The following is a 14,399-nucleotide window of genomic DNA, read 5'->3' as shown; positions in this document are numbered from 1 at the left end:
ACGTAAAGTCTTTGCTGCGGCGACCATAATTCGGAATACGCTGCCCCGTGCTAATGGCAGCCTGCGTAGAGCGCGGGCTCCGTAAGTGGCCCCGACCGTGTTTTTCATCGCGGCGCAGCAGAAAGACCGTGCCGAAGAATTCTGTCTGCCCCACATTATAGGCTGAGGGGCAGTCCCCATCATGCTGCTCTCGAGACGCTCGTCGTAAAGGATTCGCGACGTTTCAGTCGCCTAAGAGGAAGCACGGAAGGTTGGATGCATATGGCCTTGGATGCGCAACCCGGAAGGCCTCCGGACTATCGGTGCGTCGGCGTCGGAGTCGGCCCGTCTAATTTGAGCCTGGCTTCGCTGCTCCATGGCCGACATGATGTGCCCAATGTCTTTTTTGAGAAGTCCCGGGAATTCGGCTGGCATGATGGTCAACAAATCCCCGGATCCTCGCTGCAGGTGTCCATCCTCAAAGACTTGGTCAGCCTCGCGGATCCGACTAGCGCCTTTTCCTTTCTATCCTATCTGCACTCGCAGGGGCGCATCTATCACTTCATCAACGCTCAGTTCGAGGCCGTGCCCCGGCAAGAGTTCCGCAACTACCTGGAGTGGGTCTGCCAGCGCAATCCGAACGTTCTCCTCGGCGAGAAGGTGACCTCTGTCGACTTCGACGGATCCTTCGTCGTGACCACGTCGAAGCGGACTGTAACCGCGGAGAATGTCGTGATCGGGGTAGGGAGTCAACCATGGGTCCCGCCGCAGGCTAGTCTCGGCGACGACACGCAGTTCCATGTTAGTGACTTCATCACGAAGGCAAAGAATCTGGCGGGTCTCCGGGTCGGTGTCGTTGGCGGCGGGCAATCCGGCGCGGAGGCGTTTCTTGATCTCATCAGTCGTAGCGGTGCCGGGTTGCCGCGTCGCGTTTCCTGGATTTCCCGCAGGAGCAACTTCTTCCCCATTGATGACTCTCCGTTTACCAACGACTACTATATGCCATGCCACTCGGACCATTTCGCCAATCTGCCGCTACCGAACCGCGAAGCCTTCAATGTCCGGCACGTGCTGACGAGTGACGGCATTTCGGAGAGCACGCTTCGCGAGATCTATCAGGTCAGCTACATTCACCGGTTCGTGCAGGGCCGCCAAGACCTGATCGCGCTGTATCCGAACCGGGCCCTCACCAACGTGACCCCAACCGGCGGGTCAGGGTGGACGATCACCACGCGACACAATGATGATCCGAACGTCGTCGAGCAGGTGGAGGTCGACCTCATCGTATGGGCCACCGGGTTTCGGCCAGCGAGCACCGATTTCCTGGCACCCATCGCCCACCGCCTGCAGCATGAGGGCCTAGAGCTCGCCGTCGACGATTCCTTCGCGGTCCGTTGGGACGGCCCGCCGGACCGCAACATTTTCGTCCAGAACGGCGCGCGGCAGCAGCGCGGACTTGCCGACCCTAATCTCAGCCTTGTCGCCTGGCGCAGCCAGCGCATCGTAGACCGGATACGGGGGGTGCGTAGCACCGAGCAGCTTCCCTCCTTTATCGAGTGGTGGGCCAAGGCCCCCGCTGATGAGCTCGACTCGGAGATCAGAATTGGCTGACATCGACGTCGCCATCGTCGGGGCGGGAATCATCGGCTGCGTCACCGCTTGGCAGTTGGTTGCCCGCGTGCCTGGGAGTCGGGTTGTCGTACTCGATCGAGACATCATCGCCAGCGGAGCAACCCGCCGTTCCGCGGGGCTGCACTTTCCGCGTGGTGGCAGCGAGCAGGTACGCCGGATGTCCGCCTACAGTCAGCAATACTACGAACGGCTGGCGCGGTCTTGGACAGGCATGCCGATCCACCCGGTGCCAATGGTCGTGCTCACCGCCGACCCGGTCCGGCTGCACGAGTCCTATCTCGCCGAGGCCGGGCTCCGCCGCACCGCCTTGCCATCCTTCGTACGCCTCTCCGATGGCATCGAGGCGTGGCGCGGCGACGGCTGCCAGTACGCCGACGTCGCGGCATTGACCCAGCAACTCGCCGCCAAGCTGCGAGGATCCGTGCAGTTCTACGAGGGCACCAGGGTGACTCAGCTCACCCCCGACCCGGATGGCGTCACCGTATCCTTGGGCACGGGGGCGGACTTGCGCGCTGGCCAGGTCCTCCTGGCGCCCGGGCCATGGCTGGCCGACCCGGCCTGGAGCTATCTGACGGCACCGCTCGGGGCGCGGGTCAAGAAGGTGGTGGCCCTGCACATCGAGCAGGCCCCAAGCATCGACGACGACGTCGTGGTCTTCGAGGACCAGGACGCCTTCCTGCTCCCCCTGTTTGAGCGCGGCCACTGGCTGTTCAGCTACACCTGCCGGGAATGGGACGTACGACCCGACGAACTCACCACCGGGCTTTCCGCCCGGAACCTCGATGAGGCCCTTACTTACCTGCGTCGACATGCGCCCGCACTGGCTGGGCGCTGCGTCGGAGGCCGGGTGTTCTGCGACGCCTACAGCGGGGACGGCGAGCCTCGGGTCCGGTATCTCGACCCGGATCGGCGGCTGGTTTTTGCCGGAGCGGCGAACGGCTCCGGCTACCGGTTAGCCCCGGCCATCGCCCGAGCCGCCTGTGGCCTACTCGACGTGTCCACACGACAAGGAGCTTTTCGTGATCATCAGCACCTATGACGACACGGCGCTGCACAAAGCTTTCGGCATCGATATGAGCGAGATATCGGATATCGGAGTCGGCGCGGGGTGGGGGCGGGTGGCGCCAGGTTGCCGCTCCGACGCCCACCAGCATGACGAGATCGAGGTCTTCGTCATCGTCGCCGGCCAGGGCGAACTGATCGTTGACGGTGCGCGGCACCCGGTTGGACCGGGGGCCGTCGCCAAGTTCGACCCCTTCGAGACCCACGTGCTCGAGAACGTCGGGGGCGAGGATGTTGTCTTCGCCACCTTCTACTGGCGCGCCGCCGGCTTCGCCATCCAGGCGGCGGGCCGTTCGCCGCGGCGCCGGTTCGACGAGCGGCCGGTCTTTGTCTTCTCGACGCCTCCCACTCCGAACGGGGACCTCCATCTCGGTCACCTGTCCGGCCCGTACCTCGGAGCCGACGCCTACGTCCGGTTCCAGCGAATGAACGGCGTCCAAGCATGGCATCTGACCGGCAGCGACGACTACCAGAGCTACGTCGTGGGAGCCGCCCGCCGGGACAACTGCCAACCCGCGCAGACTGCGGCACGCTTCAGTGCGGAGATCGCCGCCACTCTCAGCCTAATGGATATCGAGCTAGATCAGTATACGGTAACCGATCAGGACCCGACCTACCGCGACGGGCTTCGGTCCTTCTTCAGCCGGCTGGTCGATTCCGGGTGGGTCGCCCCGCTGCGCGCGCCCGCGCTGTTCCATCCGGACACTGGTGCATACCTGTACGAGGTCGATGTCGCCGGCGGGTGTCCGGGCTGCGGTGAGGGCACCAGCGGTAACATCTGTGAGGAGTGCGGCGAGCCGAACACCTGCGTGGACCTGGTCAACCCGGTCTCACAACCGGAGGGCCGAGCCCCGCGATTCGGCGAGGTGACCCGGTACTCGCTGCCGCTGCACGAGTTCCGCGACGACGTGGCTGCGCATCACCGCCTCGGCCGCGTGCCGGCCCGCCTGCGCGAACTCGCCGAGCGAGTCTTCACCCGGAGGCCGTTTGATCTATCGATCACTCATCCGTCGAGCTGGGGCGTCCCGCCGGCGGAGAACGACGTCACCGACCAGGTGATCTGGGTGTGGCCGGAGATGTCTTACGGCTTCCTGCACGGCATCGAAGTCCTTGGTCAGCGGTTGAACCAGCCATGGCGCGCGGACCACCCCGCACCGGACTGGAAGATCGTCCACTTCTTCGGCTATGACAACAGCTTCTACCACGCCATGCTTTACCCGGTGCTATACCAATTGGCCTTCCCCCAGTGGAAGCCGGACATCGATTACCATCTCAATGAGTTCTACCTGCTTGACGAGGGCAAGTTTTCAACCAGTCGGCGGCATGGTATCTGGGGAAAGGAGATCCTCGGCCCGGATACCGTTGACGCCGTACGCTTCTATCTCTGCCGTACCCGTCCGGAGGGGCGCCGGACCAACTTCGAGCGAGCCGCGTACCAGAACGAGGTGCGGCGTACTCTGATTGGGACCTGGCAGCGCTGGCTTGACGACGTGGGCCGCCGGGTGGCGGAGCGGTTTAACGGAGCCGCGCCGGACGCAGGCACCTGGACCCCAGAGCAGATCGCCTTTCTGGCTCGGCTCGACGGGCGCCGCACCGCGCTGACCGGATGCCTCGGGCAAGACGGCTTTTCCCTCAATCAGGCTGCGGAGGAACTTGACGGCATTGTCGCCGATGCCCTGCGCCTCACCAGGATGGACGGTCCCATCGCCGGTATCGCGCGCTGGTGTGACGAGAGCCGCACCACGCTTGCCCTGGAACTGGCCGCTGCCCGGCTGCTGGCACACGCAGCAGCACCGGTGATGCCCCGCTTTGCGGCAAAGCTGGCTGAAGCACTCGGTCTTGAGACGCCGCGTGAGTGGCCCCAGACGATCGAACTGGTGCCTGCCGGCAACAAGATTGACCTTGCGGGACGGGTCTTTTTCACCGAACCGCTGCTGGCTTCGCCGACCATTTCCGCGACCGGGGCAAGCACGGCAACGGAGCCAGCAGAAGAGTCCTTGAAGGGCATGGGGCAGGCCGTCGGCTGGCTGGACGAGCAGGTACGGCAGCTGCTGCGACTTCCCGCCGACGCCCCGCTCGCCGGACGCTCCCTGTCCGCCCTAGGTATGACCTCGTTGCAGATCATGACGCTGCAATACCAGATCCTTGAGCGCTTCGAGCAGGACGTGCCGATCGAGGACCTCACCCGCGTAGATGACCTCGCAGGCCTCGCCCGCCTGCTGTCCCGGCAGCGGGCGGTCTCGGCCGGGAGGCCGGCATGAGCGTCGCGCAACTGTTGAAGGACATCACCGCCCGCGGTCTGACAATCAGCCTCGCCGACGCCGATCTGCGCCTGCAGGGGCCGCGGGAGCGGATCGATGCCGACCTGGTGTCCCGGATCCGGCAGCGTAAGCCCGAGCTGATTGCCCACCTCCGCGGCCAGGCGGGGGACCAGGCGGCCCGGTTCCCGCTCACCCCGCTGCAGCGCAGCTATTTGATTGGCCGCAGCGACGTCTTCGATCTGGGCAATGTGGCTAGTCAGGTCTACCACGAGATAGAGGGTGTGTGGGACATCAACCGGCTGGAAATTGCGCTGGCGGCCGTCGTGAACCGTCACCCCGGCTTGCGTAGCCGCTTTCCCGCCGAGGATGTCCAAGTCGAGCAGCAGTCACCGCTCGCCGTGACCATCGCGCAACAGGACCTTCGGGGCGAGTCGCCGGCCGTCCAGGAACAGCGCCTGGCGAAGCTACGCGAGCAACGATCACACCTGGTTTTGCCCGCCGACCGCGCGCCCCTACTCGACGTCGCGGTCACCGTGCTCACTTCTGATCGCATGGTTATGCACGTCAGCCACGATGGGCTGATTATGGACGGGATCAGCATGTTCCTGTTCTTTCGTGCCTGGTGGCAGGCCTATCAGGGCAACGCTGGGGAGGACCCGGGCGAGCTGCCGTTCCATGAGTACGTCGACGCTCGGAAGCGATCCGCCGGCCAGCCGCCGGTTGCCCGGTCCAAGGCGTATTGGATGTCGCGGCTCGACGACTTCGCTCCCCGGCCGGATCTACCATTGCGCACTAACCCAGCGGAGATTACCTACCCCCGGTTCCGTCAACGCGAGGTACGGCTGGACGCTGCCGGCTGGGTGGCGGTCCGCGCCCATGCGGCGGCCGCGGGGCTGACCCCGTCGGCCCTGCTGCTGACCGCGTACGCGGAAACGCTGTCCACCTGGGGGGCGGGTGAACGGTTCACCGTAAACACCACCGTGGCCCACCGGCCGCCAATTCATCCCCGCATCTTCGACGCGATCGGTCAGTTCTCCGACACGATCCTGGTCGAGCTGTCGGTGGATCGGAGCACCACCTTCCGGGAACGTGCCCGTACCGTGCAGGCCCGACTACACCAGGACCTGGACAACCGCCACTTCTCCGGGGTGGAGGTGCTGCGGGAGTTGGGCCGCCGTGGCGAGTCCCGAGCGCAGTACACCTTCAATAGCGCCATCGGCCATCCCCAACCGGATGTGGATGGCTCCACCCTGGAACTGTTCGGCAAAGAGGTGTATTCGGTCAGCCAGACACCGCAGGTCTGGCTGAATGCCTTCGCGATGGAACAGCACGGCGGCTTGGTCGTGCAACTCGACGGCGTTGATGCGCTCTACGACGAAGGGCTGCTCGACGCGCTGGCCGACGGCTACCGCTCACTGCTGGAACAACTGCGCGACGAGTCCCGTTGGAACAACCACTCCTTCGACCTGCTCCCGGCCGACCAGCGGCGCCGCCGGCAGCAGGCCAATGACACCGCCGCTCAACTGCTGGACGAGACGCTGACCGACGCGTTCATCGCCCACGCCACGGCGAACCCGGAGGCACCGGCGGTAATCAGTGGGGCCGAGACCGTCAGCTACGGCGAGCTCTACCGCCGGGTCCGCCACGCCGCCTCCTGGTTGCGTGCCCGCAGACTACATCGGGACGAGTTGGTCGGCCTGGTCATGACCCGTGGGCCGGAGCAGGTAGTCGGCATCCTGGCCACCGTGCTGGCCGGTGGCGCCTACCTGCCGGTTGATGCAGGGCTTCCAGCCGAGCGGCGTGCGTACCTGCTACGCGACGGCCAGGTTCGGATGGTGCTGACCAACGTCGGCTACGCGGCCGATGAGCCCGACACTGACGTCCTCGACCTGACCCGCGAGGTAACGGGCGACCCGCCCCCGGTTGAGCCGCTGCCGGATGCCGATCTCGATGATCTAGCGTACGTTCTCTACACCTCGGGGACGACTGGGCAGCCGAAGGGCGTCATGGTCAGCCGCCGCAGTTTGCTCAACGTGATTACTGACTGTAACCGCCGGTTCCGGGTGGGCCCCGCCGACCGCTTCTTTGCCATTAGTGCCTTCAACTTCGACCTGTCCGTGTACGACGTGTTCGGCGCGCTCTCCGCCGGCGCCGCCCTGGTGCAGCCGGACGCTGACCGGGCGGCGGACCCGGCCCATTGGTTGCACCTCTGCGCCACGGCCGGGGTAACGCTCTGGAACTCCGTGCCGGCCATCGTGTCCCTCGTGCACGAACAGGCAGTCGCAGACGGCGCCGAGCCGCTGGCCCGTCTGCGACTGGTGATGATGAGCGGGGACCGGATCCCGCCGGCACTACCGCCGGCGCTGCGCAAGCTGCGGCCCGGCCTGGAAGTTGTCTCGCTGGGCGGGCCGACCGAGACGACCATCTGGAACATCCTCTACCCGATTGAGCCGGACGGTGGTGAGGGCCATAGCATTCCGTACGGCTGGCCGAACGCCAACAACCGGGCCTATGTGCTGGACCGGAACGGCCTCGACGTCCCGGACTGGGTCACCGGCGAGATCTGCGCTGCCGGGGTCGGGCTGGCTCGGGGCTACTGGCGCGACGAGACCCGTACCGCTGAACGTTTCTGGTACGACGAACAACGCGCCGACCGCATCTACCGTACTGGTGACCTGGGTCGATACCTGCCCGACGGCAGCATCGCCATTCTCGGGCGGTCCGACTTCCAGATCAAAATCAATGGCTACCGAATCGAAGCGGGGGAGGTGGAGACCCGGCTCGTCGACCTCGACGGTGTACGTCAATCGGTAGTGGTCCGCCAGGATGGTGTCGGGGGAGTACGGCTGGTGGCCCACCTGGTCTCCGACGGCATCCAGCGCCCGGACGAGGATCAGCTGCGGCGGGCGCTGCGCGTGCAGTTGCCGGAGTACATGGTGCCGTCGCTGATGGTGTGGCACGACGAGCTGCCCTTGACCCGTAACGGCAAAGTAGACCGTTCCCGGCTCAGCGCCACCGTAGTAAAGGAGACCCCGACCGGCCCGGCCACCGTTGCCCGGGGACGGGCCGCCGACGTCGAGGCGCAGCTGGCCGACCTCTGGATGCAGATCCTCGGTGTTGCCATGGTCGATTTGGGGGCCACTATCTACGAACTCGGCGGCGACTCGATAGCCGCCGCCCGCATCCTTACCGCGGTACGGAAACGGTACGGGGTGTCGATTCCACTAGCCCGACTGCCGGAGATGGAAACCGTCCGAGCGATGGCGGCTCACCTGCTTACTCTGGAGAGGCTCCGGGATGACTGAGTCGATCATGAATCACGTGGTGGCCCATCCGCCCGCCGCCGGCAACCGGATCTCTTTCGTACGGCTTGGTGCCCGCGAATCGATGGACCTTCGCGAGCTCTACGAGCGTGCCGGCCGGGTGGCAGCTGGGCTTCGTCGGATGGGGGTAGGCCCCGGCGACCGCATCGGCATCCTGGCAAGCAACCGGCTGGAGTGGGTACTGCTGGACCTAGCTGCACTGCGTCTGAAGGTCGTTACCGCCGGCCTGGAACCGGGTAAGTTCACCGCCGACGCGCGACTGCGGGCGCGCTACGGTCTGCGCCTGCTCTTCACCGACCAGCGGACCGACGGCGACGGCGTCCACCCCGTCGAGTTGGTGCGTAACCTCGCTGATGGTCCAGACGTCGTGCTGCCGCCGGTGGCGTACGCCTCGGGGGAGGTGACCACCCTGAAGTTCACCTCCGGAAGCACCGGAGAGCCGAAGGGCCTAGCCGCCACGGTGGGCAGCATCGACTCCTCGCTGCGGGCCGTGCAGCACATGTTCGAGCACGGACCGGGCGACGATCTGTTCGTCTTCCTACCCCTCTCGCTACTCCAGCAGCGGTACTGGATCTACTCAGCGCTTCGGTACGGGCACGACATCACCATTTCGACGTATGAGTCCGCGTTCGCCGCCCTGAGCACGGTCCGACCCACTGTCGTGATGGGGGTGCCCGGCTTTTTCGAGACGGCCCGGGCGCACATCGAAGCCCGGGCGGCCCGAGTGACGCCCGCGAGCGGTCGAGGCAAGGACGCTCGCCGCGACGCGGCCGTACGTCTGTTTGGTCCGCAGATCCGTTACCTGTGGACCGGGTCAGCGCCGGCCAGCGACCATACGCTGCGCTTTTTTAGCGAGCTGGGACTGTCGATCTACGAGGGGTACGGCCTCAACGAAACCTGCATCGTCGCCAAAAACTATCCCGGTGCACATCGAGCAGGGAGTGTCGGGAAGGTGCTGCCCGGTAAGGAAGTGCTGTTCGATTCGGATGGTGTAATCAGTGTCCGCAGCGACTACCCGGTCAGCGAGCGATACGAGCACTCCGCCCCGGGCGATTCCGAGCGTGTCTTTGTCGCGCCGCGGACCGTTCGCACGGGCGATGTGGGCTACCTCGACCAGGACGGCTTCCTGCACATTTCCGGGCGAGCCGACGACGTTATCGTGCTCGACAACGGGCGCAAGGTCGTCGTCCAGCCGATCGAGGAGCACATGCGACGCAGCCCCGCAGTGGCGCACTGCATTCTCTTTTGCCCGAGTCAGACTTACCTGGTCGCCGTGATCTCTCCGATGACGGAACCAGCCGACCTGGCGGAGATCGACGCCCAGTTGGCTCGGACGAACGCCGCATCCGGCCCCGACGAGCAGATCCGCAAGGTAGTGGTGAGCGAGCCATTCACCATCGAGAACGACCTGCTTACCTCGCAGTACAAGCCCCGACGTCGGCTCATTTTTGACCGGTACCGAAACGAGATAACTGACCCTAACGGAGGACTTTCATGAGCTCGGAAGTGGCATCTGTTGATTTGAACGGGGCGGCGCGCGACAGCCTCTCCAGCGCGTTGGACGGGGCAGTTGCGCCGGCCGATTTCGCTCCGGACGCCGACCTCGCCGCGGACTATGGGCTGACGTCGCTCAACAAAGTACTCTTTTTGACCGCACTGTGCGAGGACGTCGGGGTGAGCCTGAGCCATCTCACCGAAGAGGACGTGGCGCGGATGCACACTTTGCGGGACGTGGTTGACGCGCTGAGCGGCATTGTCGGTCGGCAGCAGGAGGCCTGAGATGGGCTGGTCTGACATCGCGGCGACAACCCTCGAAAACGAGCACGTCCTGCTGCGCCCGATCACCGCGGCGGATCGCGAGGCGATCCGCGCGATTGCGATGGATCGGCAGATCTGGCGATGGTTCGTGTCGCTCGTCGAGTCAGAGGAAGACTTCGAGCGGTTTTTCGACTGCACTCTTGCCGACCACGAGGCCGGACGCAGAGCCGTCTACCACATCACGGATAAGAGTGCTGGCCTCGCTGCCGGTAGCATGAGCTTTGGTAACCTGGCCGAGACCGATCGACGGTTGGAGATTGGGTGGTCCTGGCTTGGTGTCGAGTTCCAAGGCAAGGGCGTCAACCGTTGGGCCAAGTACCTGCTGTTGGAACACGCCTTCGAGCGGATGCAGGCCGAGCGAGTGGAGTTCAAGACGGACATGCGCAACGAGCAGGCACGTCGCGGTCTGCGGAACATCGGCGCTCGCGAGGAAGGCATACTCCGCAGCTACAACTACATGCCCGGCGGCCGGCGGCGGGACGCTGTCTTCTACAGCATCGTCCGCTCCGAGTGGCCCGACGTAAAGGAACAGTTGGCTACCAGTCCGAAGGCTTTGCGCGTCGGCAGGGCGGAATGAGTCCGGCGATCACACGGGTCAGGGCCGAGGGCGACGCCTTCACCGTCGGCCTGTTGCACGGCGAAGCCCAGCGAGTCGCACTGCACGCCTTCGTTGAGGATGCCCTCTGCCGGCTGAACCGGCTATTGCCGGAACCGGTCACCCTCGCGCAGTTGCGGCCGACGGTGGCGGCCTACCGCTCGGTGATCGCCGCCGCAACGCCCGCCCTGGCCGAGGAGATAGTCGGCCTGGGGCGCGGTGCGGGACTGGACGACGACCTCGCGCACCTGCTGCAGCTGCGTCGAGAAATCCTCGGCTACCACCGGGTTCCGACCATCGGTGACTGCACCACCTATGCGCGCACCGGCTCGGCTGGGCAGCCGGTGCTCGCGCAGACCGTCGACCTCAACGGGAACCTCGATGACCAGATCGCCGTGCTGCATGTCGTACGTCCGCATCGGTCGGCCATAGTGTTGAGCTTCGCCGGCCTCCTCGGCTACCTCGGCGTCAACAGCGCCGGGCTGGCTGTCGGGCTCAATCTCGTACTCGGCGGTGTCTGGCGACCCGGGATCCCGCCCTACCTGGCCATCCGGCACCTCCTCGATACCGCTGATACCGTCGAGCAGGCTGTTGAGATCCTCGGGAAGTTACCGCTGGCCAGCTCCCGATCCATCATGCTCTGTGACACTCGATTGGCTGCCTATGTCGAGATCCTCGGCGAGGAGATCCGGGTGACCTCTGGTGCTGAACTCACGCATACCAACCACTTTCTGCACCCCGATTTCGTTAGCAGCGACGAGCTGAACATTTTCGCGCGCAATTCGTCCCTCAACCGGCTTGCGGCCATCCGCACGGGCTTGGCCCGGCTGACCGGCGACGCCGAACCGGAGCAGCACTTCGGGCTGCTGTCCCAGCCGCCGGTCTGCGTGCCGGACAGCGGGGACATCCGGCGTGAACGAAGCGTCGCTGCTGTCGTGATGCTGCCCGCCGAAGGCGAGCTACACCTCCGCCCTGGCGACCCGTCCCGTGCCACCACCAGAGTCTTCCGGCCGCAGCCCGACAACTCCGAGAGGTACATAGATGACGCAACAGACCAACCCGGCTGATAGGTGCCCCCCGGCGTTCATTCTGACTGGCGCGTTCGCCGTCGTTTGTCGTAACCCCCTGTATCTCACGGAGCTACGGAGGCGCGGCCTCAAGATCCTGGTACTGACCGCTGAGAGCTGGCGGAAGCGTGCGACGGCGGCTCAGCAGGATCCGGAGCACGTCGCCCAGATGATTGACGAGATTGCCTTCGTGGAGGGATCCTTTGACGTCGAGGGGTCGTTCACTGCCGGCGCTATCGCCCAGGCACAAAACTGGCGCGACCGGTATACGATCCGGGGCGTCTACGCGGTGGGCGAGACGCTGGTGGAGCCCACGGGCATCGTCGCCGACGCTCTCGGGCTGCCCGGTCCGGGCCTTCGGGCGAGCCGGGTCTGTCGCAGTAAGTACCTGCAGCGGTGGTACCTGAGTGAGCTCAGCCCTGTCTCAGTGACTGTTCCAGGCGGGCAGCGCGCCGCGTTCGACCCGTACGCGGCGCCATTTCCGGCGGTGCTTAAGCCAGCGAGCCGGCACTCCAGCTCGGGCGTCATCACCGTCGAAACCCCGGCTCAACTAGCTGAGGCTGTGGCCAGCTACCCGGAACACGAACATTTGTTGGTTGAGGAAAAGGTGGTTGGGCAGGAATACTCGGTCGAGTGTCTAGTACAGGAAGGCAAGACCATTTTCGCCTCGGTGACCCGCAAGGAAACCACCGAGTCACACGCGAACACCTTCGTGGAGATTTCGCATAGTGTTCCCGAGGGCCATGTTGACGTGCAGGCGATGCTCCTCGATGCGAACCAGCAGCTATTGGAACGGCTGGACTTCGGTAGCGGCATTGCCCACTCGGAGTGGCGAGTGGACGCGCGTGGTCGCGTGTACCTAATGGAGGTCGCCGCCCGCACCCCCGGCGACGGTCTGCTCGCGCTGTACCAACTGGCCACGGGCGCCGCGCTGGAGCCGGTGATCATGCGGATCTCGTTGGGGGAGCCCGCCTCGTACCCCTCACCGCGGCGTTTCACCCGACAGGTCTACCTCGAGCACCCGGTTGGGACCTTGAACGACGTGGCCGTGGACTGGCCCGAGGTTCGACCGCTCTGGCTGAGCGGTTCCGGCGTCTGGCCGGTGGTGCCCCCGGGTGCTTCCGACGAACCGCCTACCCTGCGCGCGGTCTTCGTGCTGAAGGACCGCGGCAGTCGACTGGGTGAGCTGCGCGAGTCCGACGACCGGGTGGTGACCTTCTTCATCGACGCACCGGTGGAGACGGAACTCGACGAGCTCGAACGGCGAGTGCGTGCGGCCATTACCGTGCACGTTTCGGACTCTGCGCAATGACGTACGGCCAGGGTGCCAAGGGCCCCGCCATCACTTCCACGTTTCGGCAGGCGCCGCTGGCGGTGAAGACTATCCTCGCGGGCGTCTTCATTAACCGGCTCAGCGGCTTCCTCAACATCTTTCTTGTCCTGTACCTGTTAGCCGAGGGATACAGCACCGAGCAGGCCGCGCTGGCGCTCGGTGTCTACGGTGGCGGTGCAGTCGTCGGCGTGCTGATCGGCGGCGGTTTGGCCGATCGGCTCGGTGCCCGAAATGCGACTGTGATCAGCATGGCCAGCTCCAGTGTGCTGATCGCCTCGCTGCTATTTCTGCCGAACTACCCGATGGTGCTCCTCGCGGTAGCCCTGGTCGGTCTCGGCGGGCAGCTCTACCGACCGGCATCGGCGACCCTGCTGTCCGAACTCACCCCACACGATCAGCAGGTCATGATCTTCGCTATGTACCGGTTCGGCCTGAATCTAGGTGCAATGGCCGCCCCGTTACTCGGATTTGCCCTCTACAACCTGGGGCGCCAACAGTATGAACTCTTGTTCTGGGGCGAGGCGGCGATTGCGCTGCTGTACGCGGGACTTGCATGGGTCGCTTTGCCCGCCCGCAGCCGCGTCCGGCCGACCGTCGACCCGGCGGAGGACTCAAACCAAGGTAGCTACTCCGACCTGCTGCGGGATCGGCGGTTCCTTAGCTATCTCGTAGCGACGTTCCTGCATTCCGCCGTCTACGTGCAATACCTTTCCACCCTGCCACTTGACATGACGGCCGAGGGGACGCCCATATTCTGGTACACGGCGGCGGTCTCGCTCAACGGGTTCATCGTCATCGCCTTCGAGCTTCTGCTCACCAAGGTCACTCAGAACTGGCCCTTCAAGGTCACGATAGGCTTGGCCTTTGGTCTACTCGGCGCAGGTGTTGCGTTCTATGCGCTCCCGCTGGGGCCAGCGATCATCATCGGCGGCACGCTGATTTGGTCTCTTGGTGAGATCATCGGTGGACCGGCGGCGTTCGCGTATCCCGCCGTAGCCGGACCCGCGTCCCTCAAGTCTCGCTATATCGGTAGCTTTCAGTTTATGTTCGGGCTTGGAACGGCGGTCGGGCCGATGGCGGGAGGTTGGCTCTTCGTTCAGCTAGGTCACAGCGTGTGGCTGGTCATCGCACTAAGCTCCGTGCTGGCCACACTGCTAGCTGTGACGGCCGTACGCCAACCACGAGGCGAGCAACCGGCCATCGAGACCATTGCCGACGCGGCGGCGGACCGAGAAGAGCCTCCTGTAGCGCGAGCCGGTCAGTGAGTGGAGTCGGTCGATGACCCCTCGGGATGAGAGGCAGGCGACCCTAACGGTCAGAACCATGCGG

The 14,399-nt window shown here is 65.1% G+C and carries 10 protein-coding genes; all 10 read left to right on the top strand.

The features are described from left to right. Positions 1 to 261 precede the first annotated feature (261 nt). Genes SALPAC4_RS0124710 through SALPAC4_RS0124665 form a run of 10 tightly spaced genes read left to right on the top strand, consistent with a single transcriptional unit; the run spans position 262 to position 14,335 of the window. Entirely contained in the window at positions 262 to 1,590 is a 1,329-nt protein-coding gene (locus tag SALPAC4_RS0124710) for a lysine N(6)-hydroxylase/L-ornithine N(5)-oxygenase family protein (protein WP_050565006.1), read from the top strand. Next, positions 1,583 to 2,650: an NAD(P)/FAD-dependent oxidoreductase gene (locus SALPAC4_RS0124705; protein ID WP_019872683.1), complete on the top strand. Its 1,068-nt coding sequence runs from the start codon at positions 1,583 to 1,585 to the stop codon at positions 2,648 to 2,650. The genes SALPAC4_RS0124710 and SALPAC4_RS0124705 overlap by 8 nt, the downstream gene beginning before the upstream one ends. Further along, positions 2,631 to 4,934, top strand: a complete 2,304-nt coding sequence (locus SALPAC4_RS0124700; protein WP_019872682.1) for a class I tRNA ligase family protein — start codon at positions 2,631 to 2,633, stop codon at positions 4,932 to 4,934. The genes SALPAC4_RS0124705 and SALPAC4_RS0124700 overlap by 20 nt, the downstream gene beginning before the upstream one ends. Then, a complete protein-coding gene (locus SALPAC4_RS0124695) occupies positions 4,931 to 8,239 on the top strand; it encodes a non-ribosomal peptide synthetase (protein WP_019872681.1) in 3,309 nt (1,102 codons plus the stop codon). The genes SALPAC4_RS0124700 and SALPAC4_RS0124695 overlap by 4 nt, the downstream gene beginning before the upstream one ends. Beyond that, positions 8,232 to 9,755 carry an AMP-binding protein gene (locus SALPAC4_RS0124690; RefSeq protein ID WP_027644792.1) on the top strand — a complete coding sequence of 508 codons (1,524 nt, stop codon included), beginning with the start codon at positions 8,232 to 8,234 and terminating at the stop codon, positions 9,753 to 9,755. The genes SALPAC4_RS0124695 and SALPAC4_RS0124690 overlap by 8 nt, the downstream gene beginning before the upstream one ends. Next, positions 9,752 to 10,036, top strand: a complete 285-nt coding sequence (locus SALPAC4_RS0124685) for a phosphopantetheine-binding protein (protein WP_019872679.1) — start codon at positions 9,752 to 9,754, stop codon at positions 10,034 to 10,036. Before SALPAC4_RS0124690 ends, SALPAC4_RS0124685 begins: the two co-directional genes overlap by 4 nt. 1 nt (position 10,037) lies before the next feature. Next, positions 10,038 to 10,652 (top strand): GNAT family N-acetyltransferase, encoded by a 615-nt coding sequence (locus SALPAC4_RS0124680; RefSeq protein ID WP_019872678.1) that lies wholly within the window; start codon positions 10,038 to 10,040, stop codon positions 10,650 to 10,652. Beyond that, positions 10,649 to 11,737: a C45 family autoproteolytic acyltransferase/hydolase gene (locus tag SALPAC4_RS0124675; RefSeq protein WP_019872677.1), complete on the top strand. Its 1,089-nt coding sequence runs from the start codon at positions 10,649 to 10,651 to the stop codon at positions 11,735 to 11,737. The genes SALPAC4_RS0124680 and SALPAC4_RS0124675 overlap by 4 nt, the downstream gene beginning before the upstream one ends. Then, positions 11,712 to 13,049: an ATP-grasp domain-containing protein gene (locus tag SALPAC4_RS0124670; protein ID WP_019872676.1), complete on the top strand. Its 1,338-nt coding sequence runs from the start codon at positions 11,712 to 11,714 to the stop codon at positions 13,047 to 13,049. Before SALPAC4_RS0124675 ends, SALPAC4_RS0124670 begins: the two co-directional genes overlap by 26 nt. Beyond that, the gene (locus SALPAC4_RS0124665; protein WP_019872675.1) at positions 13,046 to 14,335 is read left to right on the top strand and encodes an MFS transporter; all 1,290 of its coding nucleotides are present in this window, start codon (positions 13,046 to 13,048) and stop codon (positions 14,333 to 14,335) included. The genes SALPAC4_RS0124670 and SALPAC4_RS0124665 overlap by 4 nt, the downstream gene beginning before the upstream one ends. Positions 14,336 to 14,399: the final 64 nt, after the last annotated feature.

This window comes from Salinispora oceanensis (genome assembly GCF_000383575.1).
In the GTDB taxonomy this organism is placed as follows: domain Bacteria; phylum Actinomycetota; class Actinomycetes; order Mycobacteriales; family Micromonosporaceae; genus Micromonospora; species Micromonospora oceanensis.
This window is presented reverse-complemented; position numbering and strand designations above follow the sequence as displayed.

Excerpts from the sequence above, each read along its gene's own strand:
- SALPAC4_RS0124710 (WP_050565006.1), top strand. The coding sequence starts at position 262 with ATGGCCTTGGATGCGCAACCCGGAAGGCCTCCGGACTATCGGTGCGTC.
- SALPAC4_RS0124695 (WP_019872681.1), top strand. The coding sequence starts at position 4,931 with ATGAGCGTCGCGCAACTGTTGAAGGACATCACCGCCCGCGGTCTGACA.
- SALPAC4_RS0124690 (WP_027644792.1), top strand. The coding sequence starts at position 8,232 with ATGACTGAGTCGATCATGAATCACGTGGTGGCCCATCCGCCCGCCGCC.
- SALPAC4_RS0124685 (WP_019872679.1), top strand. The coding sequence starts at position 9,752 with ATGAGCTCGGAAGTGGCATCTGTTGATTTGAACGGGGCGGCGCGCGAC.
- SALPAC4_RS0124680 (WP_019872678.1), top strand. The coding sequence starts at position 10,038 with ATGGGCTGGTCTGACATCGCGGCGACAACCCTCGAAAACGAGCACGTC.
- SALPAC4_RS0124675 (WP_019872677.1), top strand. The coding sequence starts at position 10,649 with ATGAGTCCGGCGATCACACGGGTCAGGGCCGAGGGCGACGCCTTCACC.
- SALPAC4_RS0124670 (WP_019872676.1), top strand. The coding sequence starts at position 11,712 with ATGACGCAACAGACCAACCCGGCTGATAGGTGCCCCCCGGCGTTCATT.
- SALPAC4_RS0124665 (WP_019872675.1), top strand. The coding sequence starts at position 13,046 with ATGACGTACGGCCAGGGTGCCAAGGGCCCCGCCATCACTTCCACGTTT.